General features: G+C 45.1%; 19 protein-coding genes. 17 read left to right on the top strand and 2 right to left on the bottom strand.

What is annotated here, in order from left to right; all coding sequences use genetic code 11:
* Positions 1–21: 21 nt before the first annotated feature.
* A complete protein-coding gene (locus ACPUEK_RS18060; protein ID WP_067032406.1) occupies positions 22–903 on the top strand; it encodes a DMT family transporter in 882 nt (293 codons plus the stop codon).
* A 9-nt stretch (positions 904–912) separates the two neighbouring features.
* Here ACPUEK_RS18060 and ACPUEK_RS18055 read toward each other — a convergent pair whose 3' ends face one another.
* Positions 913–1,485, bottom strand: a complete 573-nt coding sequence (locus tag ACPUEK_RS18055) for a TetR/AcrR family transcriptional regulator (protein WP_067216866.1) — start codon at positions 1,483–1,485, stop codon at positions 913–915.
* 105 nt (positions 1,486–1,590) lie between these two features.
* Here ACPUEK_RS18055 and ACPUEK_RS18050 point away from each other — a divergent pair, with 105 nt between their 5' ends.
* Both ACPUEK_RS18050 and ACPUEK_RS18045 read left to right on the top strand, forming a co-directional pair.
* Complete coding sequence (locus tag ACPUEK_RS18050) at positions 1,591–2,787, top strand: efflux RND transporter periplasmic adaptor subunit (RefSeq protein WP_067216862.1); 1,197 nt, start codon at positions 1,591–1,593, stop codon at positions 2,785–2,787.
* A 15-nt stretch (positions 2,788–2,802) separates the two neighbouring features.
* On the top strand, positions 2,803–5,910 hold the full coding sequence (locus ACPUEK_RS18045; protein ID WP_425641714.1) for an efflux RND transporter permease subunit: 3,108 nt from the start codon (positions 2,803–2,805) through the stop codon (positions 5,908–5,910).
* An 83-nt stretch (positions 5,911–5,993) separates the two neighbouring features.
* On the opposite strand, the gene ACPUEK_RS18040 is transcribed toward ACPUEK_RS18045, so the two are convergent.
* Positions 5,994–7,901 (bottom strand): alkaline phosphatase family protein, encoded by a 1,908-nt coding sequence (locus ACPUEK_RS18040; RefSeq protein ID WP_425641713.1) that lies wholly within the window; start codon positions 7,899–7,901, stop codon positions 5,994–5,996.
* 231 nt (positions 7,902–8,132) lie between these two features.
* Between ACPUEK_RS18040 and ACPUEK_RS18035 the strand changes: the two genes are divergently transcribed.
* From ACPUEK_RS18035 to ACPUEK_RS17970, 14 genes are all read left to right on the top strand, one after another.
* A complete protein-coding gene (locus tag ACPUEK_RS18035) occupies positions 8,133–8,864 on the top strand; it encodes a hypothetical protein (protein ID WP_067216854.1) in 732 nt (243 codons plus the stop codon).
* 298 nt (positions 8,865–9,162) lie between these two features.
* Complete coding sequence (gene tagH / locus ACPUEK_RS18030) at positions 9,163–10,737, top strand: type VI secretion system-associated FHA domain protein TagH (RefSeq protein ID WP_425641711.1); 1,575 nt, start codon at positions 9,163–9,165, stop codon at positions 10,735–10,737.
* A complete protein-coding gene (gene tssJ, locus ACPUEK_RS18025; RefSeq protein ID WP_067216849.1) occupies positions 10,734–11,240 on the top strand; it encodes a type VI secretion system lipoprotein TssJ in 507 nt (168 codons plus the stop codon). The genes tagH and tssJ overlap by 4 nt, the downstream gene beginning before the upstream one ends.
* A gap of 6 nt (positions 11,241–11,246) precedes the next feature.
* Positions 11,247–12,569, top strand: coding sequence for a type VI secretion system baseplate subunit TssK (gene tssK / locus ACPUEK_RS18020; RefSeq protein WP_067032382.1), 1,323 nt, complete (start codon positions 11,247–11,249; stop codon positions 12,567–12,569).
* Between the two features lie 23 nt (positions 12,570–12,592).
* Entirely contained in the window at positions 12,593–13,915 is a 1,323-nt protein-coding gene (gene icmH / locus ACPUEK_RS18015; protein WP_067032379.1) for a type IVB secretion system protein IcmH/DotU, read from the top strand.
* On the top strand, positions 13,915–17,463 hold the full coding sequence (tssM, locus tag ACPUEK_RS18010) for a type VI secretion system membrane subunit TssM (protein ID WP_425641710.1): 3,549 nt from the start codon (positions 13,915–13,917) through the stop codon (positions 17,461–17,463). The genes icmH and tssM overlap by 1 nt, the downstream gene beginning before the upstream one ends.
* Positions 17,463–18,173, top strand: coding sequence for a type VI secretion system-associated protein TagF (tagF, locus tag ACPUEK_RS18005; protein ID WP_425641709.1), 711 nt, complete (start codon positions 17,463–17,465; stop codon positions 18,171–18,173). The genes tssM and tagF overlap by 1 nt, the downstream gene beginning before the upstream one ends.
* An 8-nt stretch (positions 18,174–18,181) precedes the next feature.
* Positions 18,182–18,916 (top strand): PP2C family protein-serine/threonine phosphatase, encoded by a 735-nt coding sequence (locus ACPUEK_RS18000; protein ID WP_067032371.1) that lies wholly within the window; start codon positions 18,182–18,184, stop codon positions 18,914–18,916.
* 2 nt (positions 18,917–18,918) lie between these two features.
* Positions 18,919–20,043 carry a hypothetical protein gene (locus tag ACPUEK_RS17995; RefSeq protein WP_425641708.1) on the top strand — a complete coding sequence of 375 codons (1,125 nt, stop codon included), beginning with the start codon at positions 18,919–18,921 and terminating at the stop codon, positions 20,041–20,043.
* Positions 20,044–20,067: 24 nt separating this feature from the next.
* Positions 20,068–21,183: a type VI secretion system protein TssA gene (gene tssA / locus ACPUEK_RS17990; RefSeq protein ID WP_067216837.1), complete on the top strand. Its 1,116-nt coding sequence runs from the start codon at positions 20,068–20,070 to the stop codon at positions 21,181–21,183.
* A gap of 105 nt (positions 21,184–21,288) precedes the next feature.
* The gene (gene tssB, locus ACPUEK_RS17985; RefSeq protein WP_067032361.1) at positions 21,289–21,801 is read left to right on the top strand and encodes a type VI secretion system contractile sheath small subunit; all 513 of its coding nucleotides are present in this window, start codon (positions 21,289–21,291) and stop codon (positions 21,799–21,801) included.
* A gap of 11 nt (positions 21,802–21,812) precedes the next feature.
* Positions 21,813–23,309 (top strand): type VI secretion system contractile sheath large subunit, encoded by a 1,497-nt coding sequence (tssC, locus tag ACPUEK_RS17980; RefSeq protein ID WP_425641707.1) that lies wholly within the window; start codon positions 21,813–21,815, stop codon positions 23,307–23,309.
* A 71-nt stretch (positions 23,310–23,380) separates the two neighbouring features.
* Positions 23,381–24,826 carry a type VI secretion system contractile sheath large subunit gene (tssC, locus tag ACPUEK_RS17975; RefSeq protein WP_425641706.1) on the top strand — a complete coding sequence of 482 codons (1,446 nt, stop codon included), beginning with the start codon at positions 23,381–23,383 and terminating at the stop codon, positions 24,824–24,826.
* Between the two features lie 2 nt (positions 24,827–24,828).
* Positions 24,829–25,665 (top strand): type VI secretion system accessory protein TagJ, encoded by an 837-nt coding sequence (locus tag ACPUEK_RS17970; RefSeq protein ID WP_067216827.1) that lies wholly within the window; start codon positions 24,829–24,831, stop codon positions 25,663–25,665.
* Positions 25,666–25,676 lie beyond the last annotated feature (11 nt).

The raw sequence follows: 25,676 nt of genomic DNA, 5'->3' as shown, positions 1-25,676 counted from the left end.
TGTCATGCATAGGACGCTTCTGTGAGCACCTCTTCTCATCTTAAAGCTGAACTGATTTTAGTGTTGGTCACTGTTATCGCTGCGTTTGGTTGGATTTTTTCCAAAGAAGCACTGGCTGGCTTACCGCCGATTTTTTTTCTTGGCGTACGCTTTGTCTTGGCTGGGCTGATTTTGTTTTTTGCGGGCGCGCGCTTTTTTAAAGGCGTTACATGGCATGATTTAAAAGGCGCGATGATTGTCGGGGTTGTCATGGGCATTGCCATGATGTTTTGGATCATTGGGCTTGATCAGGTCAGTAACTTAGGCGTTGGGGCTTTCATCAATAGCCTTGGGGTTATATTGGTGCCTGTGTTTGCGCGCTTTTTATTTAATGAGCGCCCAGCCAAAAGTATTTGGTTTGCCTTGCCTATCGCAATAATTGGTCTAGCGTTTTTGGCGTTGGGTAATGGTTTGGCTTTTGAATTCGCGCAGGTGTATTTTTTTATTGCCGCGGTGACCTTTGCGTTGCAATTCAATCTACTGACGCGTATGTCGAGCCGCTTACATGTGTTGGTACTTACTTCGATCCAACTGGTAACAGCGGGCGTATTGTTATTGATCATCTCACCAACAGTAGAAGAGATTCCCCATTCTGTGTCGATACCGATCGTTGGCTGGTTTTTAGCCAGCACCGTGATAGCGACCAGTTTACGTTTTTTGTTACAAACCTATGGACAAAGCTTAACGCCCGCCAGCCATGCAGCGGTGATTATGAATTTAGAGCCAGTGTGGACGGCGTTGCTAGCCGCCATATGGTTCAGTGAGACAATGACGGCGTTGCAAATGTTTGGATGCTGTTTGATCTTTGTCGCGATGTTGGTGAGTAAATGGCAACAAGTGTTGGTTTTTCTGCGTCTACGTTAGGGGTGCCATTCATTCATCTGGAAAAAGCTCGTTGAGCATATGCTCGAAGAGGCGATGAGACGGCTCACTAAACGGTTCTGCGTAATCGGCACTGCGGTGAAATAAACCATCGGTTAACGCGACCAGAAAACGTACACGTGCCTGAATATCTGCTTCATCATTGAGAGCATAGCGTTGGCGAACGATGTTCACGGCGTGTTCGGTTAAACGACGGTCAGCGTTCGCTTGAATTTCTGCCAGCGCTGGAGAACGATTAGCCTCAGCTTTGATTTCCATGTTAAGAATGCGTTCTATACGAAACTCTTCACTGTTTTTTTGTTCGAAGACGCGTGCTAGCCAATTTCGCTTTTCTAAAAAGTCTTCCATCATTTCCATGTATTCTTCCGTTTTATGCTCTACAACGGCGCGGATGATGTTCTCTTTGTGTGCAAAGTAACGGTAAATTTGACCGACACTTAACTCTGCCGTCTTAGCGACGTCTGCCATGCTGGCTTTATGGAAGCCTTTTTCCACAACGTGTACGATAAATGCATCCATGATTTGCTGGCGACGTTGTTGCTCGTTGATCGGAGACTTTTTCATATTTATTTGCACGATTAAAAGATGGGAAGTGTAACGTCCCTAGATTATAGTAGGAATGAACGCTCATTCTCAAATGATAATTAATTATTGGAGTTGTCACAGTTTATGCTGTCTCGGAACTTTTTATTAACAGGGGTAGTGCTGGCCTCAGCTATTTTGGCAGGATGTCAAGAAAGCGAAAACAGTGCAGCTGGAGGTAATGCGCAAGCTCAGCAAGCGCCTAAGACCCAAGTGGGGATTATCACCATAGAAAAACAAGCTGTTGAATTAACGTCCGAGTTACCTGGCCGCACGAAATCCAGTTTGGAAGCGGAGATTCGCCCACAGGTTGGCGGTATCGTAGAAAAACGTTTGTTTGAAGAAGGACAAACCGTTGCCGCAGGTGATTTACTGTATCAACTGGACGATTCCATTTACGAATCCAACCTAGAGCAAGCGCAAGCGGATTTAGACAGTGCACGCGCGACGTTAACGTCGACCAAGCAAACCTACGAGCGCTATCGTCAGCTGAAAGAGCGTAATAACGTCTCTCAGCAAAACTTAGACGATGCCAATGTGGCTTATTTGTCTGCTGTCGCTGCTGAAAAGCGTGCGGTGGCTTCTTTAAATAGCGCTAAGATTGACCTGAAGTACACACAGATTGCAGCGCCTATTGACGGTAAAATCGGCATCTCCGAAGTGACGGTGGGGGCTTTGGTGACCGCTGGACAAGCGACACCAATGACGACGATTCGTACCACTGATCCGATGTATGTAGATCTAGCACAAACCAGTGTAGAGCAACTTCGTATTCGCAACCTTTTGAGTCTTGAGCATGTTGAGTTGGGTGACCAAAATGTCACTCTAGTGTTAGAAGACGGATCGATCTACCCATATGAGGGTCGCTTAAAAACACGTGAAGTCAATGTCGATGAAATGACGGGCAGTGTGACGCTGCGCGCAGAATTTGATAATCCAGACGGTTTGTTGCTACCGGGTATGTTTGTACGTGGTCGTATCAACGATTTAACCGATAGCCAAGCGATTCTAGTGCCTCAACAAGGTGTTGCGCGAGATGTAAAAGGTAATGCTTTTTCATTGGTTGTGAACGCTGAAAATAAAGTAGAGCGTCGTTTTGTCACCACCGAACGTGCACTTGGCAACCAATGGTACATTACTGATGGTATTAAAGATGGCGACAAAGTGATCGTTGAAGGCAGTATGAAAGTGCGCCCCGGCGCTGATGTCACGACGGTTGAGTTAAAGCGAGACCCTCAAACCGGTCGTATGGTAGAGGTTAATGCCGCGACGACTGGCCAGTAGCAAAGGGAGCTATAAATGATTGCGCATTTTTTCGTAAAGCGTCCGGTTTTCGCGTGGGTTATCTCCATCGTTATTATGTTGGCGGGTGTGCTTGCGATTACCCAACTGCCGGTATCTCAATACCCCAATGTTGCGCCGCCAACGGTCAGTATCTCGGCCACTTATAATGGTGCGTCGGCGGAAACCGTTGAAAACAGTGTGACTCAGATTATTGAGCAACAACTGACAGGTATAGATGGACTGCTCTATTTCTCATCAAGCAGTAGTTCAACCGGTCGTTCCAGTATTAGTGTGACCTTTGAACAAGGCACTGATGCCGATACGGCTCAAGTTCAAGTACAAAACAAAGTACAGCAAATCACGTCCAATCTTCCTTCGTCTGTACAGCAGCAAGGGGTCACAGTGACCAAGTCACAATCCGACTTCTTGTTGATTATGGCGCTGTACGATGAGAACGACCAAGACACCGCGAGTGATTTATCAGATTACCTTGTATCAAACATGCAAGATCCGGTATCTCGATTAGAGGGGGTGGGTAGTGTGCAGGTGTTTGGTTCTGCCTATGCTATGCGTATTTGGTTAGACCCACTTAAACTATCGACCTATAACCTTATCCCTGCGGACGTAGCTAATGCGATCAAAGCACAAAACGTCCAAGTGGCTGCAGGTAGTTTAGGCAGTTATCCGATTGCGAAAGGCCAAGAGCTGAACGCTACGGTGACCGCTCAATCTAAGCTGGAAACGCCGGAAGAGTTTGAAAACATCATTCTTAAGTACGACGACAACGGTGCCACAGTGCGTATTAAAAACGTGGCAACGGTTGAAATCGGCAGTGAAAACTACAACTTCTCACCACGCCTAGATGGCCACCCAGCAACGGGTATGGCCGTGATGTTGGCTCCGAGTGCAAACGCATTAGAGACTTCTGAACGCGTGAAGGCGGCGATTGAAGAGCTTAATAAAAACTTGCCAGATGGCTATAAAACAGCGTTACCACTGGATTCGACCGAGTTCATTAAGATCTCTATTGAAGAGGTGGTGAAGACTCTGTTTGAAGCCATCGTGCTGGTTGTCATCGTAATGTTCGTGTTCTTGCAAAGCTGGCGTGCGACCTTGATACCAGCCATTGCTGTACCGGTGGTATTGTTGGGGACGTTCGGTGTACTGCAGGCGTTTGGTTATTCGATTAATACATTGACCATGTTTGGTTTGGTGCTGTCGATCGGTCTTCTAGTGGATGATGCCATCGTCGTGGTGGAAAACGTTGAGCGTGTGATGGAGGAAGAAAAGCTTTCACCACGAGAGGCGACCATCAAATCTATGAAAGAAATCACCAGTGCCTTGATCGGTATTGCGGTGGTGTTGTCAGCGGTATTCGTACCTATGGCTTTCTTTAGTGGTTCGACCGGTGTTATTTATCGTCAATTCTCGATCACCATTGTGTCGTCGATGGTGTTGTCTGTGATTGTGGCGCTAACGTTGTCTCCCGCACTGTGTGCAACGTTACTAAAACCGGGGCAGCACGGTCAGAAACGTGGACTAGGGGGGTGGTTTAACCGCAAGTTTGATTCAACCACCAACCGCTACAGCAGTGGTGTATCTAAATTAATTAAGCAGCCAATGCGTTGGTTGGCGGGTTACTTAGTGATTATTGCGGGGATGGGTTACTTGATGGTCAATGTACCAACTGGTTTCCTGCCAACGGAAGACCAAGGTAACGTGATGGTGATTGTTTCTTTGCCTGAAGGCGCCTCCATGGCGCGTACTGAAGAGGTAATGGATCAGATTCAAGATCATTTCCTAATCAAAGAAAAAGACTACGTCGATTCTATTTTTACCATTTCTGGCTTTAGCTTTATGGGAACAGGGCAAAACTCTGGTATGGCGTTCGTGCTGTTAAAGCATTGGGATGAACGTACCGAGCCTGGTAGTTCGGCGTCAGACATTGTTGGACGTTCTTATCCAGGGCTTGCTGGCATTCGTGATGCGCAAATCTTTTCCTTGTTGCCGCCGTCTATTCGAGGTATGGGACAAAGTAATGGCTTTACGTTTGAGCTTCAAGCAGCGGGTAATACTGACCGTGATACCTTGTTAGAAATGCGTGATCGATTGCTCGGTGATGCGCGTGCAAGTCAGATCTTGGAAGGCGTTCGTATGGGGGGGCAGAGTGAAACGCCGCAACTTCATATTGATGTCGACCAAGAGAAAGCATCAGCATTGGGTCTATCTATGGCAGATATTTCCAGTACGCTGTCGGCTGCGTGGGCAGGCAATTACGTCAATGACTTTGTTGATCGAGGCCGTGTTAAGCGCGTTTATATAGAAGGCGATGCGGAATACCGTGGTGCGCCATCTGACTTACAGCATTGGTATGTGCGTGGCAATGGCGACAAAATGACACCGTTCTCAGCCTTTGCTGACAGCGAGTGGACGTTTGGTCCGAAAGCACTGACCCGTTTTAATGGACTGCCATCCTATGAGATCCAAGGTTCTGCGGCACCGGGTTTAAGCTCGGGTGATGCAATGGATGAAATGGCGCGGTTAGCGAACAAGCTGCCTCAGGGAACGTCGTATGCATGGAGTGGCTTGTCTTACCAAGAGCAACAATCCGGTGGTCAGACGTACTTCTTGTACGCGGTCTCCATTTTGGTGGTGTTCTTGTGTCTGGCGGCGCTTTATGAAAGCTGGACGGTACCGTTCTCTGTGATCATGGTGATTCCTTTGGGGGTCATTGGTGCGGCAGGTGCGATCTATCTACGCGATCTTCAGAATGATGTGTATTTCCAAGTGGCACTCTTGACCATCATTGGTTTGTCCTCGAAGAATGCCATCTTAATCGTGGAGTTTGCTGAAGCGGCTTATCGCCGTGGTGAAGATGTTTGGACAGCTGCGACCGAAGGCGCGCGATTGCGTTTACGTCCGATCATCATGACATCGTTAGCGTTTATCGTGGGCACGTTGCCGTTAGCTTTGTCTTCTGGTGCAGGTGCTAACAGTCGAATTTCAATTGGTACGGGGATCGTAGGTGGGACATTGACCGCTACGGTTCTGGCGATTTTCTTTGTACCTTTGTTCTTCGTCATAGTGCGTCGATTATTCCCGAAACGCCCGATTGAAGACTAAATGATCATGCTGACGTGATCTGCATTAAGAAGGAGCCTCTCGGCTCCTTCTTTGTTTTTAGCAAGCGCTATTTAGTGTGTGTTTTATTTTTTTTTGCTAACAAGGAAGCGAGTTTTCTGATGATTATTACCCAGTTGAGCTATTTCTGTCGGGCGGCCCACCGTGTCTAAACGTACGTAGCCAATGCCTGATTGGTTGATCAAGCGTTCGCCTCGAGAGGCGTGTTCGGGCTTTCGAGGGGAGATTCGCAAAGAACGTCGTTTAGTAAAAATATTCAGCGGAGACCACGGGGCATAAAGCCAACGGTTTAGGCGATCAAACCATTCTAATAACGTATTCGGGAATTCGTTGCGTAAGCCACTGCTGGTGATCTGCCAAATAGTTGGGCTGCTTTTATAGCTGCGTAGTTTAATATCGTAGGCAAAAGAGTAGTGCACATCGCCCGATAAAATCACGAAGTTGGTTGGGGTTTTTGCGTGCGTAAATAAATTCATCAAAGCATAAGCTGAACCTGGGTGTGCCATCCAGTTTTCCGCATCGACCATCAAGGGTTTACCGAACCAAGTAAACACTTCCTGAATGGCTTCGATCAGTTTTACCCCGAACATCGGGGCAGGAGACACTAAAATCACCGAGTCCAAGTCTTTGATGTCTTGTTGTAAATCGGTGATCGCCTCCCAATCCATTAACCCTGAAGGGTGATTAAAGTTTTGTTCAGAGCGCCAGCGGCGAGTTCGCGTATCTAGTACCACCAGTCGTGGTTGAGTATCCCATTGATAGTGCCATTGTTCATAGGCCAAGAGTTGATCAATGTACTCATCCTGTAAGACACTGTCTTGGCTTTGTAGGGCGAGTTCCGCCTGTTTTAAGAATTGATCATCGTATTGTGACGGGTTGTTTCCCCAACCTTGGCAAATCATATATCCGAACAGAGCGTTGCCTAAAATTCGTTTAGACAGATCATGGCCGTAAGCTGTTTGCTCCCAGTCAGCGGTTAAGTTCCAGTCATCGGTGACATCATGGTCATCAAATATCATCGCGGTAGGTAAGTGGGCCAATACGCGCTGCACTTGAGGTAATGTCTCAACAAACTCTTTAATAGCTTTGCGCTCTTCTAAGTAGCGTGTTCTATGGTCTTCATTGGTTAAACCTTCTGGGATTTCTAACGATATGTAAGCCCATAATGTCGGCGACCAAACTAGTAGATACATACACATGATTTCGGCAAAGCTAATCAAATGATTGTGTGCTGTGTCCGTGGTAAAGACAGGTTTCTTTTTGCCTTTAAAAAACTGACGGCGAACGTCGTCACCTTGTTCTGACTTGGGCAACAGCGCTTCACGACAGTAATAGAATGGATCGTCGTGCAAACGGTGGCCTGACTCGGGTAAACGCTCCTCCTTGATACCTAGTAAGTCAACGGCTTGGCGAATCGCGTACAGCATCGGTCCGGCTACGTCGTCGGCGTAGATTTGATCGCCTGATAGCATTAACAGGGAGGGCCAATCACTTATGTTGGTGCGGGCCAAATGTCGATCTGCTTGCGCTAGACCATCGCCAATGGAGGCTCTGCTAGCAAGCTGCTGATAGCCAAAATGGGCTTTACGACAAGAGCCATGAAGCAGTGATGAAATTTCTGGCTTCCAAATGAATTGGATTGTGTCGTCTTGTTCGTCGTAGAGGCAGTTGCCACTGTTGAGTTCTACTGGGTAGCTTTCCTCAAATGCTAAACGGTAGCCAAGAGCTTCTGTGTTAGGGAGCGAGTCTTTAAGTGTGACGCTGATGAGTTTAATGAATAAGCGTGCGCCGACGCGGATTGATGTACATTGCGTTTCACTGATAAGTGAGTTGGCCCCATGAAATATGCTCACCGTTGGTGTGAGATCAAGGCTTGTGGCCAGCCATAAATGCACAGCGTTAGCCTCTACTTTGCGCAAAATAGGGCCTGCGATAATTGACGGTAACGTCACATCTGTCGCCATAGAATTCATAGGGAATGCTCCAAACCTATCAGTAAATTTTCATATCGTACCTCAGAGTTGCTTTGAAAGCCTGTAACAGTGCGTAAAACTTATTCACTTTTTTTGCAAAAAGCTTCTCCCTGTAGCCATTGCAACAAACGGATGGATTCGTTAGCGTTAACAGATTGAGCTAAAACGTGTTTCGTGACTTAGTCACGGGGCCTCTTACACACAACTATCCAATTTGCTTAAGAGATTCCGATGCTGAAAAAGTCGTTGTATTTACCGTTAGTCTGCGCTCTACCTCTAACAACATACGCCGGAAATCTTTCTACAGAACAGCACCAGTCCTCTCAAATTAAGCAAGTATTCCCCTCTAAAACCTATTTCTTGATGGCGGTTGATAACGAAATCAAGAGTACGATTAAATACGATGACATTGGCCAATTGTTAGGCTTGCCAAGCATGAGTGAAGAAGATGCCGAAACGGTCTTTTTTGGTATGCGTAAGTCAATGTTGAGATACGCGGCTCGAGCGTGGGATGCAGGCGTTGCCGTGCATTATGGTAAAGATGTTGGCGGAATGGTTGGCTTAGAACCTGCTGATTCTGAACGTTTCGCGAATGAGGACAGTGGAGTAAGTCAGTTTAATAAGCTGCTGTTATTCCGTTACGCGCAGCAATACCCAGAGTCTAAGCAACTGTTGCAGCAATACCAGCAGCGTCTCAATCAGGAGGTTGCAAAAATAGAGGTAACCCCTTCGGATTTTAGTACCTATTGTGCGCAGTTGGAAAGCTATACCGACTTTACTTTTTATCGTTCTCTTGGCCAGCTTTCTGCTGCACCTTCCCGTGTATATTCCGTAACGAAACAATATGAGATGCTGCCACCATGTAAAAAGCATCATGTAGAAAACCTCTTGTCTTCTTCCTATTCTGCGCCGTCGCTTTCTGATTTTCTGATGGTTGTGAGCTCTAACTCAGATGCCCCTTAGTGTATAAAGCGAAAATCAATAGTTTTCTGTTTTCAATCCCCCTTTATGAGTATTAGGTAAGCCTAAAGTAATGCTCTTTTATGGCCTCTCGCTTTGAAAGTTTTGTGTAGGTTCGTGCTTGTAAAATGTAAAGACTGCTTTAAAAAAATGAATGATTTGCGGCGGAGTTAGGCTTAACAATGTAACTGATGTTAAAAATATGCCCGTATAGAGGTGAAGGTAGACAGTGGCACAGAGTGTCTCGGTTCTTCGTTCGTCTTTGATTAAAGCTTTTGTGTTTTTAAAGGGTTAATTATTCATGGATTTGAAGCTTACTGCTCATCAGGGAAAAGAGTTACTAGGTAATCGCGCTAGTGTTTTAGTGGATGCCGATGTCTATTCCATTGGCCGTGGAAACGACAATTCTTGGGTATTACCCGATCCTAGACTTCATATTTCTAATAAACACTGTGTAATTCATCGTAAGAATAATGAGTTTCATCTCACTGATATCAGCACCAATGGTGTTTATCTAAACGGTTCATCAGACCCTCTTGGACGTGGCCGAAGCCAAGTGTTAAAGCAGGGTGATGTGCTAGTGATCGGTGAGTACACGGTTTATGCCGATATGATCGGAAGTGATGCTTATTCAGAAAGCTTGGCCGAAACGCCAACCCACCAAGAGTTGGATCAAAGCGCTATTATTGCGGAAGCTATGCAAGAAGCCGAATCGCGTGATATGAAATCCGCATCGGTGTCTGACGTTGTTCGAGATGTACTGACTCATACTGATCCTGTCAAAGCGGACCAAGACTCTCATAAAACGGCGGTCAGTGAATTAGTGAATTCAAGCGCGGCCCCCGCTAGTACCTTATCACCAGATCCTACAATCAGTGAGCTGCTACGGCCCATTGCGCCAGAAAAAGCCTACTACGTACCGCCTAAAGTACAGTCTGCTGCTCAGCCAGATCAGAAGCATGACACTGAGACACCTCATGCAGAAGATAATAGCCATGATGCCATTCCTGATAACTGGCTTGATTTAGTGGCAGGAAATGAAAGTGAAACAGCACCCGTTCATGAAGAAATGTCTCAAGCTGCGGCATCTGTAGCGCAAGCGGAAAGGGGAGAGGTAACGAGCCAAGCGAGTGATCTGACAAAGCAAGAGTTGGGTTCGTTTGAAAACGTGGCGTCGCCAGCGCAAACAGACACGCCTCCCAAAGCAGAGCCTTATGTTATTAAGCCTACTAGCAAACCCTCGGTACAGACCCCCGCTCAATCAACACCGGTATCCCAAAAGACACCAGAGAATAATGACTTGTTTGAGCTGATGATGAAGGAAGCCGGACTTCCTGAGCATCTCTATAAAGGCAAAGATCATACAGAAATGGCACTGCAAATTGGGCGTATGTTAAGACAGTTTGCTCAAGGGACAACGGAAACGTTAGCGACTCGCAATATGGTAAAAAGTGAGTTTCGTTTACAGCAAACGATGATACGCCCCGTTGATAATAACCCCCTAAAATTGTCGCCATCAGGTGATGAAGCATTGAAAGTTATGTTGATGGCCGATTCGGCGGCGTATTTGCCTGCTGAAAACGCAATACAAGAAGGTTTCAAAGACATTCAAGCTCATCAGCTTGCGATGATGTCTGGCATTCAGGGTGCGTTTTCACACTTATTGAATCGCTTTGACCCACAAAAACTGGTGCAAAAGTTTGACGCGCGCCCGCGTTATAACAAAGGCTTGCTGGCTCGAGGTAAAACAGATTATTGGCGTGAATATCAAGATTACTATCAAGATATTTGTACGATGATGGAAGACGAGTTCCAAGACCTATTTTCTAATGAGTTTGGTAAAGCCTACGAAAGTCAGTTAAGGAAGTTACGATGAAATCGAGACTTCTAAAGGGAATGGTTCTTAGTTGTTTGTTCTTGATAGGGTGCTCTTTAAATCCATTTTCCGATGCGGATGAAAATGCAGTGACGCTGGTGTTCAAAATAAAGGCGTCAGAGGACCTCAATCCAGATATACAAGGCAAACCTTCACCAATAGAGATTCGATTGTATCAACTAAACTCTTTAACAGAGTTTCATCAAGCCGATTTCTTCGACTTGTTTACTGAAAAACCTTTAGCCTCGAGTTTACTGGATACACGTATCTTTATTGTGAAACCCGGTGAAGAGGTTTTTGTAGAGACAGATTTAGACATAAATACACAGTTTATCGGGGTTGTGGCAGGTTATAGAGATTTAGATAACGCTATCTGGCATGACTCCATTCGAGTACGCGATGAACGGGGTTTTTTACTGCGTTTAATCGGTTCCCATAAGCGAATGACTTTACAGGCAAAAGCCAGTGAAGATCAGGTTTCCCTAATAGTTGAGCAAGAGTGAATTTGCATGAGTTGGCACAGGAAAGTTGCATGGCAGGAAGGGGCATTCATTCGGCCTCAGCATTTTCAGCAGCAAGATCGTCATTTGGAGTGGAGTCTTGCTTCCCTTACGCATCAGTTACACAGCTATGGTTGGGGAATATCTGAATTAGAGTTTGATGTCGCTGCACTGCGTTTAGGGCACTTTGTGATTAAGAAATGTCGAGCATTTCTTCCCGATGGCAGCGTTATTGATATGCCTAGTGAAGATGGCATTCCAGACCCCATCGTTATACAAGAGAAAGACGAAGGTCTACTTATATATTTGGCCTTACCTATTTGGCGGGCCGGTGCAAACGATATTGATCGCCAAAATGCGGATGACAGCAATGCGCGTTACCGCCTAAGTCATATGGAAGTTCCGGATATCGTTAGCAGCTCTAATACCGCTGCCAACATCGAGCTTGCCAGTAAAAAGGTACGTGTTGTTACTGAGCGAGATGGCCCGCAACAGTATTCTGCCATTGCAATCGCTAAAGTGAAATCGGTAAAAAATAAAGCGATTGAGCTTGACGAGCGCTTCATTCCAGCTGCGTTAGATGTGCAGTCGAGCGCAGCCTTAGTCAATATTATTCGAGATGTCCAAGGGTTAGCGCAGAAGCGTACGATTTTGCTAGCAGAGCGTTTGAAGTCTTTAGCGGATGGTAATGGCGTTGAAATGGCTGACTTTCTGTTGCTGCAGATGTTGAATCGCTATCAACCAATTTTAGCGCATTACTTAACAGCAGACAGTGTTCATCCAGAACGTGTCTATCAGTTGTTTGCTCAGCTTGCGAGTGAGCTAGCAACCTTTACGCATCAAGATAAGCGTTTGGCATCCGTGCCACCTTATTTGCATGATGATTTGCAAGTGACGTTTGAAAGCTTTGAGCCATTGTTACAGCAGCCGTTGAGCTTGCTGTTAGATCAAAGTGCCATTCAGATAGAGCTTGAGAACAAAGGCTTTGGTATTCGCATCGGCTATATTCCCCAGCTCGAATCCAGTGCAAGTTTTGTCTTGTGCGCACGAGCTGAAATGCCGAATGAAGAGTTACGTCGTCAGTTGCCTATGCAGGCAAAAATTGGCTCAATCGAAAGAATTAATAATTTGGTCAATAAGCAGCTGCCGGGTATTCAAATTGATCCTTTGGCCTCTGCGCCGCGACAAATTCCATTTTATTCTGGCGCTGTGTACTTCGAACTCAAGACGCAAGGCAAGTGGTGGCAAGATGTTGTTGATAGTAAAGGTCTTGCATTACACGTAGGTAGCCAGTTCCCAGGTATTTCCTTGGAACTCTGGGTTATTAAATAACGACTTACAGGAAGAGTTCGAAAATGGATTTTAATGGTAATCGCACCGTCATCATTCCTATGCCTGGCGGGCAAACTTCCCTTTCAGAGCAAGCGCCCTCTACAAGTACGCAGGGCGACGTTAATTGGTCAGGTTTATTTGATGACCCTGAAAAATTTACGTGTTCAGGGCTGAATCGCTTAGAGAGTTCTGCATTTAAGTTGCTGTCTTTGGTGCCCGCTATTCGTAAGTCTCAAACCAACCCTAGCTTAGCTTTGTTACGTCAACAGATCGTTGAGGAAATCGAGGTCTATGAAGCTTCCGCTCGTAAAGCTGGGATTGATGCTCGCACAGTGATGATTGGTCGCTATATTCTGTGCACGGTATTAGATGAAGCCGTATTGAATACTCCTTGGGGTGGGCAAAGTGATTGGCAAAATGATTCATTGCTAAGCCTGTTTCATAAAGAGACATGGGGCGGCGAGAACTTTTTTGTCATGCTTGAGAATCTTGAAAAAGATCCTGCGGGCAATATTGATCTGCTTGAGTTGATGTATGTCTGCCTTTCGCTGGGCTTTGAAGGGCGCTATGCCGTTGAGGAAGATCGTGCTGGTAAGCTTATGCAAATCAGATCGCGTTTGTACCGGTTAATCAGTACTCAGCGTAAGGATCCAGCACGCTACCTTTCAGCAAACTGGCAAGGTGAAAGTATGAGTAATCAAGGGCTGCGCCGGTTTGTGCCGTTGTGGGTCTTTGTTGCCGTGCTTAGCGGTGTCTTAGCACTATTACTGTTTGTTCTACTGTATGTTTTAAATCAGTCTTCTAACCCGCCTTACCATCAGCTTACTAGCTTATCTGAACAGACGGTTACAACGCTGGATCGTCCGCGCATTATTGATGTCTCGGCGCTGCAGACGCTTCGAGAATTCTTGAAACCTGAGATAGAGCAGGGTTTGGTTAAGGTGGAAGAGCGCAACGCCAATGTACGAATAATCATGCAAGGTGATTTATTCTTCCGCTCAGGCAGTGCCCAACTGACGTCTAAATACGACTCTCTGGTGAGGCGAGTCGCTCAAGCGTTACTGGAGGTTGAAGGTTCCGTCTTGGTAGAAGGTCATTCCGATAACCAGCCGATCAATACACTTCAGTTCCCATCAAACTGGCATTTATCGAAAGCTCGAGCGGAAGCCGTAGCAACTGAATTGCGCGACTATACAAATGAAAGTCAACGCTTTAAATCTGAAGCGAAAGCGGATAGTCAACCCGTGGCAGATAACAGCACCCGTGATGGTCGAGCTCAAAATCGTCGAGTAGAAATTGTTTTGCTTTCCAATGTGATTTGGCGTTCCCAAGGAGGGAGTAACTAATGCGTTTTATGACGTCATTCCTACGTCTTTTTAAGGGCCTATTGTGGCTGCTTGCACTGGTTATTGTTGCCATATTGATTTGGTTTGTCCTACCGATGATCAGTATTGGTGGCAGTACGCCTTTTGGGTCATCTATGACACGTATTGTCGGCATAGTGTCTATGTTTGCTATGGCAGGGGCCTACAAGCTGAAACAATATATTGGTCGTAAGCGAAATAACGCTGCAATGGCCAAAGAGATGACAGAAAAGCCTGATGTTCCACAAGCAGCGGTTGGTGAGGCAGAAGTCGCTGAGCTGAAAGGTAAATTTGAGTCTGCCCTAGAAGCGCTTAAGAAGGTAAAAACCAAAGAAGGCGGACGAGGTAGTTATTTATATGTTTTGCCTTGGTACGCGATTATTGGCCCGTCAGGTGCAGGTAAAACGACCGCGCTATTAAACTCGGATTTACACTTTCCATTAATGGATTCCGTTGGCGCATCTGTTAAAGGCGTGGGCGGTACCAGAAACTGTGACTGGTGGTTTACTGATGAAGCTGTCTTGCTGGATACCGCAGGGCGTTATACGACCCAAAATAATCAAAGTGAGTTAGATGAGGCTGAATGGAAAGGCTTTTTAGGATTGTTGAAAAAGTTCCGATCCCGTAAGCCGATTAATGGTTTGATCGTCTCTTTTCCCGTGGATTATTTTCTAAGATTGCCTGAATCTGAGTTGATTGCGCACGCTAAGTTTATTAAACAGCGAATTCAAGAGTTCCAAGAAACCTTTAAAATTCGGTTCCCTGTCTACATCACGCTCACTAAAAGCGATTTAATGCCTGGTTTTAGTGAGTATTTTGACGACTTAGGTAAAGAAGATCGAGCTCAAGTCTGGGGAATGACGTTCCCTGTCAGCGAAGATCAAGAACAGGATGTTGTGCCTGATTTCTTAACCGAATACCGTACTTTGCAAGAGCGAATTCAATCGCGAGAGTCTAGTCGGCTGCAAGCGGAAAGTGATGTAAATCGCCGCGAACTTATCTATGTTTTTCCTCGTACATTGGGGTTGCTGCAAGCACCTATTGCGACTTTCTTGGGCGAAATATTCAAACCAACACGTTATGAGACGCAACCTTTGTTACGTGGTGTGTATTTCACCAGTGGTACACAAGACGGTACGACGCTGGACCGCGTCATAAGTTCATTGGGTGCGAACTTCGGCCTTAAGAGCGATACCTCATCACATCGTGCTGGCAAAGGTAAAGCATATTTCCTGCATAACTTAATGACAAAGGTGATTTTCAAAGAGTCGGGTCTTGCTGGCGTTAACATTAAGCAAGAGCGACGTATGTTGTGGATGCATTTGGCTGCTTATGGTGCCGCAGCATTAATGACATTAGGACTCTCCAGTTATTGGATCTACAGCTACTTCGATAACAAACAGCTGATTGCCCAAGTAGAACAAGACATTGCGGCAGCACAAGATGAAATCAGCAATATTAGTGCTTACGATCATAACCTGATGGCACCTGTACCAGCGTTAGATAAAGTGCGCAATATTACGACAGGCTACGTTGATAAAGATGCTAGCCGTCTACAGTCGGTATTCCAAATGGGTTTGTATCAAGGCGATAAGTTGGGTCAAGAGGCGATAGAAGCTTATAAACAGCTGCTTTATAAAAGTTTCTTGCCGCGCATTATGGCGCGCTTGGAAGAGGCTATGTATCAAGAGCGAAGCAGTGCGGATGCGCTATATGAAACACTGAGGGTTTACTTGATGTTGTCTGACTCACAGCATTTTGACGCTGATGTCGTGAGTGGATGGTTTGAACGGGATTGGCAGAAAAGTTTGCCCAATGCTCGTCAGCAAGAATTGATCAACCGCTTGCAAGAACACTTGAGTGCCTTAATGGAATTCATGCCTGGTCTTCCAGCGCTACAGCCTAACGAAGAGCTGATTGCCAGTGCGCGTACCATTTTAAGTAAACAGCCGCCCGCTCGCCGTTTTTACGCACATCTAAAACAAGATGGTTTAAATAACCCTGAATTGGGTGAGTTTCGTCTAGTAGATGCTGTTGGCGCGGATTCTATTTATTTATTCCGTTTTAATAACGGGCAGAAGCTTACGGCAGGTATTAATGGGTTTTATACGGGAACGGCGTATCAACATTACTTTATTAAACAACGTCATATCCTGATTCAAGATCAACTTACGGACGAGTGGGTGATGGGGGATGAGTATGGTTTATCTGCTGTGGGTGCCAATGGCGACCGATTATTTAAACAAGTAGAGCGTTTGTACTTAGAGGATTATTTGTCTCAGTGGCGTGGTTACATTGAAAGCATTGCGTTTAAGCCAGTGCATTCTAATCAAGAAAGCCTGCTGCTGCTAAAGCGATTGTCTCGCGATGATTCCCCTTTGATAGGATTGTTGCAAGGCATTAAAAAGCACACCTCTGCTGAAGCATTTTCTGTATTGCCATCAGAGTCAAAAGAAGGTGTGATGAGCAATGTTTCATCGGTCTTAACGTCGATTAATAATAAAGCGCCTGTTGAGCAATTTGAGAGGCCAGATAATCCAGTTGTGGCGTACTTTAAAGACCTTAATCTAATGGTTGAGGGCAGTGAAGGAAGTGCTCTACCCATTGATGAAATACTCAAGCTTTTGGATGAGCTGTATGTGTATATGAGTGCAATGGATGGTTCTTTAAATCGAGGTAAGGCAGCTTTCCAAAATACCTCTGATCCTAATGGACCCTCTGCTGTCCTGCGTGAAATAGATGTGGAAGCTTCTCGCTTTCCACAACCATTGGCTGGTTTCATTGGCCGAGTGACCGATAATGCTCGTCGATTAACGACCACCGATGCAAAAGGTTACATGGCGCGCCGTTGGGAAAATGATGTGGTTCAGCAGTGTAAAGCGATGATCGAGGGCCGCTATCCGTTCGACAAATCCAGTAAGAGAGAAGCAACATTGGATGATGTAAGTGCTTACTTCGGTCCAGGTGGAATTGTTGAAAGTTATTTTGACGAAGTGATGATTGATTATGTCGACACGACTCGCCGTCCTTGGCAGTGGAATACAACGAATGGGATTAGTCTTGGTTTTTCCGATGAAGTGTTAACGCAGCTTGAAACAGGCCGAGTGATCCGAGATACCTTCTATCGTAATGGGCATCCTAATCCAAATATCAACTTTGAGTTGAAACCTATCAGTATGGATAAGTCTATTTTGCGTATGAGCTTAACAATTAACGGGCAGCAAATGGCTTATGCGCACGGTCCTCAACGAGGTAAACGCTTTCAGTGGCCTGAGTCTGATGGGCATGCTGAACGTGGTTTAGCGCGCTTAGTTATTGTCACAAGTGATGGTCAAGAATCGATTACTGAGCAAGGGGATTGGGCACTCTTTAAGCTATTTGATCAGGCTAAAATTCGACGCGTTGACAGCGAGCGCTACCTGCTTGATTTTACCCTTAATAACACTTATTCGATCTCTCTCGAACTACGAGCTGGGAGTGTTTATAACCCGTTTTTAATGTCCGAGCTGCAGCAAGTGAGGTGTCAATAATGTCACTTATAAGAGTAGGTATATACGGTAAGCTGCCAGCCCATTCTGATTTTATATCGGATGGCATGCCTACGGATATTTCAAATGAGCTGTATGAATGGATCCAATCTGTTATGTATCACAGCCGGGAGAGGCTGGAGGATAATCAATGGCTTTCAGCTTACTTGGTATCACCTATTTGGCGCATGTTCGTACCAGAAAGTGAAACTCGAGCACATGGTTGGATGGGGATCATGGTCCCCAGCGTCGATGCTATAGGTCGGTACTTTCCACTTTTTATAGTATTTGAAACAAAGTGTAAATCGTTGACAGTCGAGTGGTTATTTAAGGAAGCCACTGATCTGTTTGCAGTCATGGAAGCGGTAGCTATAAGTGCGCTACAGCAGCAGCTTAATTTTTCACAGCTTAAGAGTCTTTTGGCGAATAAACTGGAAGACTTTAATTTTGGTCAAAAGCCAGTGCTACCAAATTCCCTAAATTCTGAGGTATTGGAGTTTAGTTGTGAGCAACCTTCCACGTCTAATGATGCGTTTTTACAGCAGCCATTAGCCCAGTTAGACGGCGTTTTTTGGTGGACTTTAAGTGATATCAATAAACATCAAAAACCGTTTTTTAAATGCCGTGCTTTACCAACATCAAACGAATATGAGTTTTTGTTAACTGGCACAGTAGTAAGTACTCAAAGTAAACATAAAGCAATGCAAAGTTAAGGTTAACTATGACTAAGCCAAGTTGGACTGGGCACGGACAAACGGACATTGGACCGCTTCGTAAAGAAAATCAGGACAGCCTAACCGTTCTTGATCAGATCGGTGTTTGGTGTGTAGCCGATGGCATGGGCGGCCACAAAGAAGGTGGCATCGCCAGTCATTTGGCCACGCAAAGTCTTGAAGACTTACAACGCCAGCAGTTCACCTCTATTGAACAAGTGACTCAAGCGGTTAAAGACACGATTCATGAGGTGAATCAGTCTCTTTGTGCGATGTCCAGCAGCTTTTATGAGCAGGAGGTTATAGGAACGACTATCGTCATTTTAATTATTCATGATCGCCAAGCGAAGGTGCTATGGGTAGGCGACTCCCGTCTTTATCGCATGAGAGATTTGGCGTTTGAATTAATGACGGAAGACCATACCCAGTTTCAAGAATTGGCCAATCAAGGTGTCTTAGAAATGACGAATTCTGATCACCCTAGCAATCATATGTTAACCAGAGCGTTGGGTGCGAGCACCTACTGTGAAATTGAAGAGCTCGATATTGAATTAGGCGACAGTGATGTCTTTATGATGTGCAGCGATGGATTGTCAAACATCATTAGCCAACTTGATATGGCAAAAATTATTTATTACAGCGAAGACAAACACCGAGCAGTAGCTAACTTGATCAACATGTCTATAGCGAAACAAGCGACCGATAATGTCACCGCGTTAATTGTCGATAAAGAAGGGGTGTGACTATGAGGATAGTATTGTACTGCCTCTCAACTTTATTAGCGTTATCAGGGTGTTCGGCTTTTCAGACCGCTGAAGATCGTGCGCAAGAAAGCTGGCAAACTGTCACCGTTGCGGATCAACAACAGATTGAACCGAGCATAGACAGCTATATTGGCATGGAGCGTATTGGTGTAATAACACTGACACCTTCCACTGAAAGTCCAAATGATCTTATAGAAAAAGCGAAGCAGTGGGTTTATGCGTCTGCGGATTATGATCAAGCTCGTCTTGAATTAGGTAAAGTCTTTTACCAAGATCAAGATAATTCGGAAGCGATCGAATTATACAATCAAATATCTAGCGAATTAGCTGCGTTAGCGGTTAAGGAAGGATTTGACCTAAATGCGGATAAGGTGGTTTATATCACCAAAGCAAATGACAACTTGAAAAGCATCGCTGAACGGTTTTATGGCAATACAGACGGATTAATATTTTTGATGCGTTTAAATAAGCTTTCTGGAATAAACCTGGATGAGAAAAGACAGCTTTGGATTCCCCTTAAAAAGAACGCTTCAAAACCATTACCTATTAAAAAAGCTTACAAAGCTAGCCTGGCTAACCGAAAAGAAAGTGTAAAAAAAGTTAATGTAAAAGCAGTGTCTACCAATAAAGAGGCAGGCGTGGTTGCTCTTTCTGAGCCGGGAAAAACAATTATATTAGATAAGCGTTCTAATAAAATAGGTGCTAATAAATCACCGGAAATCGATATTTTAAATGAACACCCTCAGTCGAATCATGGAGGAACAAAGCATAACCCTAAGGAAACTCTTGCCAAGTCTAAAGAAGAGATAAAAGGTTTGTCTGAATATCGTAAAGGCTCACACAAGGTGGCTTATTCTCTGTTAGTCTCTGCATCAAACCTTTCTACTGAAGGGCGAAAAGTCCTAAGTGACTTAAAACGTGAATTAATTGAACAGCCTTATGCTCGAGGTCTAACGTTGTATCAAGAGCAAAAACTTGAACAAGCCGTTAACGAGTTCGATCAAGTGCTAAGTGTTGATCCGACGTATTCACAAGCAAGTGTCTACCGAGCGAGATGTATGCAATTGCTAGAAAGGTTGAAAACGATTCAAGAATCAATTGACTGAACAAAATCGTATGACAGGGATGGTATGGAACTTAGTAGCGTACTTACGCCAATCACCCAAGATGCTCCTGCTGGATTTGATATCCGCGAACACGCAGACTTTAGTGAGCAATATTTTACCTTACGTGACCTGCGTAACCGTATTCGAGCAGAAGAACGACAAGTTGTTCAGCTGGAAGACTTACAAGGTCTGACGGGTGAATGGAAGCCTGTGCGAGACGAATGTCTTGTTGTGTTGTCTCAATGCTCAAAAGATGTGGAAGTGCTTGCATGGCTTATTGAAGCCAGCATTCGATTAGAAGGCTTCCAAGGTCTAGCTCAATCCTTAGAGTTAGCTGATCAGCTTATCCGTCAATATTGGGGGGACTTGTATCCTCGCCCCGATGAAGATGGCATTCAAGCTACCCTGTATCCGTTAAGTGGCTTAAATGGTGATAACGGCGAAGGCACTCTTATTATGCCGATTCGCATGGCACCTTTTATGTACAGTGCCGAACAAGAGCCAGTGTTGGTATGGGATTACATTAAAGCCTGTGAGCTAGCCCAAATTCAAGACCAAAATAAACTAAAGCGTCGAACAGATAATGGTGAACAGACCATTGCCCAGCTACAAAAACGGGTTCATGGCAATGACTTGACGGCGATACGTGCCACCGCTGATGCAGTGCATGCAGCCAAAGAAAGCTTTATTTCCTTAGAGGGCTTTTTGAGTGACATGTGTGGCTTCGATGCACCGCCAACGTCTGCCATAAAAAACACCTTGTCGGTGGCTCAAGAAGCCTTGAAAGTTATTGCTCATATTGAAGCTCGTTCTGAAGAGCCTGAAGACATACCAGAGCCAGAATTAGAAGCGTTTGAAGATGGTGATCAGGCGGAATCAAAACCAGTGATGCGCGCAGGCGTAATTGATCCGACCAGTTATTACCCCGCCTCTCGAGAAGAAGCATTGGTGATGACTTCAAGACTTAGTTTGTTTTTTGAAAATACTGAGCCTCATTCACCATTGTCCCACCAAATGAAACGAGTAGAGCGTTGGGGAAGAATGAGCTTGGCTGAGTTAATGGAAGAACTATTGGACGATGATAATGCACGGCAACAGTTCTTCCGTCTAATTGGCTTAAACCCGAATACCGGGAGCTAATGGGATTGTATGCGCGATTGAGTGGTACGCGTAACAGTTCGAGATGTTTGCTCAAGCGCTTAAGCCAAAGCAAATACGAAATAAAGGAATAGTCGAGGACGAAACATGAGTAGCGAAAGTATTCACAAAAAGTTAGAACGGGTTCGTAAACCACGAGTTCATATCACTTACGATGTTGAAACAGAGGGCGCTGTTGTTGTTAAAGAGCTGCCGTTTGTCATGGGAATCATGGGGGAGTTCACCGGAAACAATCCAGGTGCGCCATTGAAGAGCCTCAAAGATCGTAAGTTTGTACAAATTGACCGTGACAATCTAAACGATGTGATGGCTAAGCTTGAGCCTGGTTTAGCGTTTAAAGTCGATAATAAATTGACCGATCAAGAAGGCACTATTCCGGTTGATTTGAAGTTTCGTTCGATGAATGACTTTGAACCTGGTCAGGTTGTTGAGCAAGTTGAGCCATTGAAAAATTTGCTGGATACACGTAACAAATTGCGTGACCTGCTTACTAAGGCCGATCGCTCAGAAGAATTGGAGTCTTTGCTAGAGCAAGTATTGCAAAGTACTGATAGCGTACAGAAGCTTTCCAATGAACTGCAAGACAGTGATGTAAACTAGAGGCAACAGGGATGACAGATACTACAGCAACACTAGACCCACAGACGCAAACCCAAACGCTTGAGCAAACAAGTTTACTTGATCAAGTGATCGGTGCGACCAAACAAACTGAGAGCACGGTAGCGAAAGATCTGCTTAAAACATTAGTAGATGGCGCGATGGAAGGTACTGTGGTTTGGGATCGAAATATCGCCAAAACCATCAACCAAGCGATTGATCTACTGGACCGTAAGCTTTCTGAGCAACTTAATGAAGTCATGCACTCAGAAGAGTTTTTAGCATTAGAAGGTTCATGGCGCGGTCTTAGCTATTTGGTGCATAACTCTGAAACAAACTCTGCGTTAAAACTAAAAATGCTAAATCTGAGTAAGCGTGATCTTTATAAAGACTTAGATCGAGCTGTAGAGTTTGATCAAAGCGAAATGTTTAAAAAGATTTACGAGGAAGAGTTTGGTACACCGGGTGGTGAGCCGTTTGGTGCTATGATTGGCGATTATGCGTTTGATAGCTCTCCAAATGATATTGAACTGTTGTCGAAAATGTCTAACATTTCTGCTGCAGCATTCTGTCCTTTCATTGCATCTGCCGGCCCTCAGCTGTTCGGACTGGAAAGCTGGACTGAATTATCACGTCCACGCGATCTAGAAAAAATCTTCGATTCTAAAGAATATATTAAATGGCGTAGTTTCCGTGATACGGAAGACTCACGTTTTCTATCATTAACGCTGCCACGCGTTTTGGCTCGTTTGCCTTATGGAGACAAAACCAAGCCTATTGATGCGTTCGGTTATGAAGAAGCGCCGATTGATCAAGGTGGTACAGCACGTGTGAGTGATCATGATGATTACTGCTGGATGAATGCTGCTTATGTAATGGGCTCGCGTATGACACATGCCTTCTCAACAACAGGCTGGTGTACTGCGATCCGCGGTGCGGAAGGTGGTGGTCGTGTAGAAGATTTACCAACGCATGTTTTCACGAGTGATGATGGTGATTTAGATCTTAAGTGTCCAACCGAGATTGGTTTGACGGATCGTCGTGAAGCTGAGCTATCGAAATTAGGTTTCCTTCCTTTGTGTCATTATAAAAACACAGATTACGCTGTGTTCTTTGGTGGACAAACGGCTCAAAAACCAAAAATCTACGACCGACCAGAAGCGACCGCTAATGCGGCGATCTCTGCTCGTCTACCTTACATGATGGCTACCTCTCGCTTTACGCATTACCTGAAAGTAATGGGTCGGGACAAAATCGGTTCCTTCATGGAAAAAGACGATGTGGAATCTTGGTTAAACCGCTGGTTGCTTAACTATGTGAACAACAATCCGGACTCAGGACAGGAAATGAAAGCCCGTTACCCGCTTCGTGAAGCGAAGGTTCAGGTGACTGAAATTCCAGGTCGCCCAGGGTCTTACAACGTTGTCGCGTGGATGCGTCCTTGGCTACAACTGGAAGAGTTGACGGCATCTATGCGTATGGTTGCGCGTATTCCTCAAATGGGCAACTAAGCTAGAGGTATGGCACAACGAGGGCTGCAATTCTCAGTAATTAGCAGTCCTCGTTCAAAGGAGATCAAGCCATGGATGCACAAGGCGTATTTCATCAGAAAATTCAGACATCACGAACAGAATCTGCTTCCCAATATGCATGGGTCAATGAGCTCATCAATGCATTAGGTCTTGATGAACTAGATCGTGTGCCAAGCAAGCAGGAAGTGATTCATCTGTTGGCAATACACATCGCTAAGCTTGATCGCCTAATGCAAACTCAATTAGATGAAGTATTGCACCATCCTCAGTTTCAAGCACTAGAAGCAAGTTGGCTCGGCTGTCATTTTTTACTAAACCAGATTGGTTTAAGCTATCAAATTAAAGTGAAAATGCTGAATGTGTCTTGGTCTGAGCTGAATCGCGATGTGATGCGTGCGATTGAAATTGATCAGAGTGAAATCTTCAATAAAGTATATAACGGTGAATTTGGTATTGCTGGTGGTGAGCCTTTTAGCGCCATGTTGTGTAATTTCGATGTGGCGTTGAAACCGCATTATCACGGGGTTGATGATCTTCGTTTGGTGGATAGTTTGGCACAAGTGGCCGCTGCTGCTTTTTGTCCGTTTATTTTCAATACTCATCCGTCGCTATTAGATCTAGACGAGTTTACTAGCATGAACTCACTGCTGAACCTACAGCGCACCTATCAGCAACTGGATTTTATGCAATGGAAAAACCTGCGACGCAAAGAAGATGCGCGTTTTATTGGGCTAACACTACCTAGTATCTATCTGCGACGTCCCTATATGCATCGACCGACACGTACCGATCAGTTTGTTTACCAAGAGCGTTTATCGCATCGCTCGGACCGATTAAAGACAGGCGCTGTATTTGCACTAGGGGCCATTATGGCTCGGTGTTTTGCTAACACTGGATGGTTGGCTGAAATAACAGGAGAGCGTCATTTTGGTGGTGGAGTGATTACAAACCCTTATGCCCATCAATCTGAAGTGGATCTTGAATCCATTGTCGCAGCTGAAATTATGATTCCAGATAATTTAGAGCGAACGCTTACGGAGTACGGTTTTATATCGGCTTGCTACAGTGCAAACGGTGGTGCAGGGCTGTTTTACAGTGTGCCATCTATACAAAGTCCACCAATGTATAGCAGCGAACAAGCCAATATCAACGCTCGCTACTCTGCCATGTTGCAGTACGTGTTATGCACTTCGCGCTTTGCGCATTACCTCAAAGTGATCGTAAGGGACCATGTTGGGTCTTTCTATACCGCTGAGGAGTGTCGCCGTTTTTTACAAGGCTGGATCATGAATTATGTCATGGCAACCGATGAAGCGAGTGATGAGTTATTAGCCCGTTATCCATTACGAGATGCTCAAGTCTCAGTCAATGAGAAAGCGGGAGTGAGTGGTACTTATATGTGTGTGGTTCATCTTAAACCACATTTTCAACTAGAAACTATTGAAACCTCAATACAGTTTAGTGCTGAGGTTGTCTCCAACAGAGTGACAGGATAATCATGGATATTAAAGGAATTAGCGAACTGTATGATCAAGGGGATCTTTCCTCTGCTCTGACACATGCCAAGACATTTGTTCGAGATAATCCGGAAAGCAATGAAGGTCGAAGCCTATTACTGCAGTTTTATTTGTTTGTTGGCGAAGTCGATAAAGCCATCAGTCAGCTTACGATTCTAGAAAAAGAATACCAAGATGATCTGCCTTCGTTTATGACACTTAAAGTGATGGCTGAGATGCTCAAAGCAGATAACCAGCGACGCGCTTTCTTTTCTTCATTGACAACTATGCCAGCATTGAACGAAGCGCACGAAGCGTTTTTGCAGCCAAGCTTTGCTTTGATGAAAGGTGTTGCCGACGGTTCCATGACCAAAGATCAGGCGCAGGAATTATTGGCCGATCGACCACAGCCATTATTTGAATGTAAATCAGGTGAAGAAACACTGACTGGTGAATTGATTGAGCCGGATGATTTAACGGCGTTTGCCTTAGAAGTGTTTGTGGCGAATCAGGGCTATGCATGGCTGCCTTGGCAAGAAATACAAAGCATCGAGTTTTTCCCGTATGAAAAACCGATCGACTTGTTATACCGCAAAGCAATGGTGCATTTGCTACCGCAAGACGGTGAGGAAGCACAGCCAATGCATGTGTTTGTTCCGACAATATATGCTGGTACCAGCAGTACAGACACTCAAGCCTCCTTGGCCCGCGCAACGGATTGGGACGCCTGCCCGACAACAGAAATCGTTACTGGTATTGGTCAAAAGTGTTGGTTGATTGGCGATGATCTGGTGCCGATTTTACAAATTCAATCTCTTCAGCGTCGACAAGTAAGTTGAGCAAAGGAGTA

It is taken from the genome of Marinomonas gallaica, assembly GCF_049821165.1.
GTDB classification, from domain to species: domain Bacteria; phylum Pseudomonadota; class Gammaproteobacteria; order Pseudomonadales; family Marinomonadaceae; genus Marinomonas; species Marinomonas gallaica.
Note: the sequence above shows the minus strand (reverse complement) of the source record. Positions and strands in the feature narration are given on the sequence as shown.

Excerpts from the sequence above, each read along its gene's own strand:
- tssJ (WP_067216849.1), top strand. The coding sequence starts at position 10,734 with ATGAAATCGAGACTTCTAAAGGGAATGGTTCTTAGTTGTTTGTTCTTG.
- tagH (WP_425641711.1), top strand. The coding sequence starts at position 9,163 with ATGGATTTGAAGCTTACTGCTCATCAGGGAAAAGAGTTACTAGGTAAT.
- ACPUEK_RS18000 (WP_067032371.1), top strand. The coding sequence starts at position 18,182 with ATGACTAAGCCAAGTTGGACTGGGCACGGACAAACGGACATTGGACCG.
- tssB (WP_067032361.1), top strand. The coding sequence starts at position 21,289 with ATGAGTAGCGAAAGTATTCACAAAAAGTTAGAACGGGTTCGTAAACCA.
- ACPUEK_RS18055 (WP_067216866.1), bottom strand. The coding sequence starts at position 1,485 with ATGAAAAAGTCTCCGATCAACGAGCAACAACGTCGCCAGCAAATCATG.
- ACPUEK_RS17995 (WP_425641708.1), top strand. The coding sequence starts at position 18,919 with ATGAGGATAGTATTGTACTGCCTCTCAACTTTATTAGCGTTATCAGGG.
- tssA (WP_067216837.1), top strand. The coding sequence starts at position 20,068 with ATGGAACTTAGTAGCGTACTTACGCCAATCACCCAAGATGCTCCTGCT.
- tssM (WP_425641710.1), top strand. The coding sequence starts at position 13,915 with ATGCGTTTTATGACGTCATTCCTACGTCTTTTTAAGGGCCTATTGTGG.
- ACPUEK_RS18040 (WP_425641713.1), bottom strand. The coding sequence starts at position 7,901 with ATGAATTCTATGGCGACAGATGTGACGTTACCGTCAATTATCGCAGGC.
- tssK (WP_067032382.1), top strand. The coding sequence starts at position 11,247 with ATGAGTTGGCACAGGAAAGTTGCATGGCAGGAAGGGGCATTCATTCGG.
- tagF (WP_425641709.1), top strand. The coding sequence starts at position 17,463 with ATGTCACTTATAAGAGTAGGTATATACGGTAAGCTGCCAGCCCATTCT.
- ACPUEK_RS18050 (WP_067216862.1), top strand. The coding sequence starts at position 1,591 with ATGCTGTCTCGGAACTTTTTATTAACAGGGGTAGTGCTGGCCTCAGCT.
- tssC (WP_425641706.1), top strand. The coding sequence starts at position 23,381 with ATGGATGCACAAGGCGTATTTCATCAGAAAATTCAGACATCACGAACA.
- icmH (WP_067032379.1), top strand. The coding sequence starts at position 12,593 with ATGGATTTTAATGGTAATCGCACCGTCATCATTCCTATGCCTGGCGGG.
- tssC (WP_425641707.1), top strand. The coding sequence starts at position 21,813 with ATGACAGATACTACAGCAACACTAGACCCACAGACGCAAACCCAAACG.
- ACPUEK_RS17970 (WP_067216827.1), top strand. The coding sequence starts at position 24,829 with ATGGATATTAAAGGAATTAGCGAACTGTATGATCAAGGGGATCTTTCC.
- ACPUEK_RS18045 (WP_425641714.1), top strand. The coding sequence starts at position 2,803 with ATGATTGCGCATTTTTTCGTAAAGCGTCCGGTTTTCGCGTGGGTTATC.
- ACPUEK_RS18035 (WP_067216854.1), top strand. The coding sequence starts at position 8,133 with ATGCTGAAAAAGTCGTTGTATTTACCGTTAGTCTGCGCTCTACCTCTA.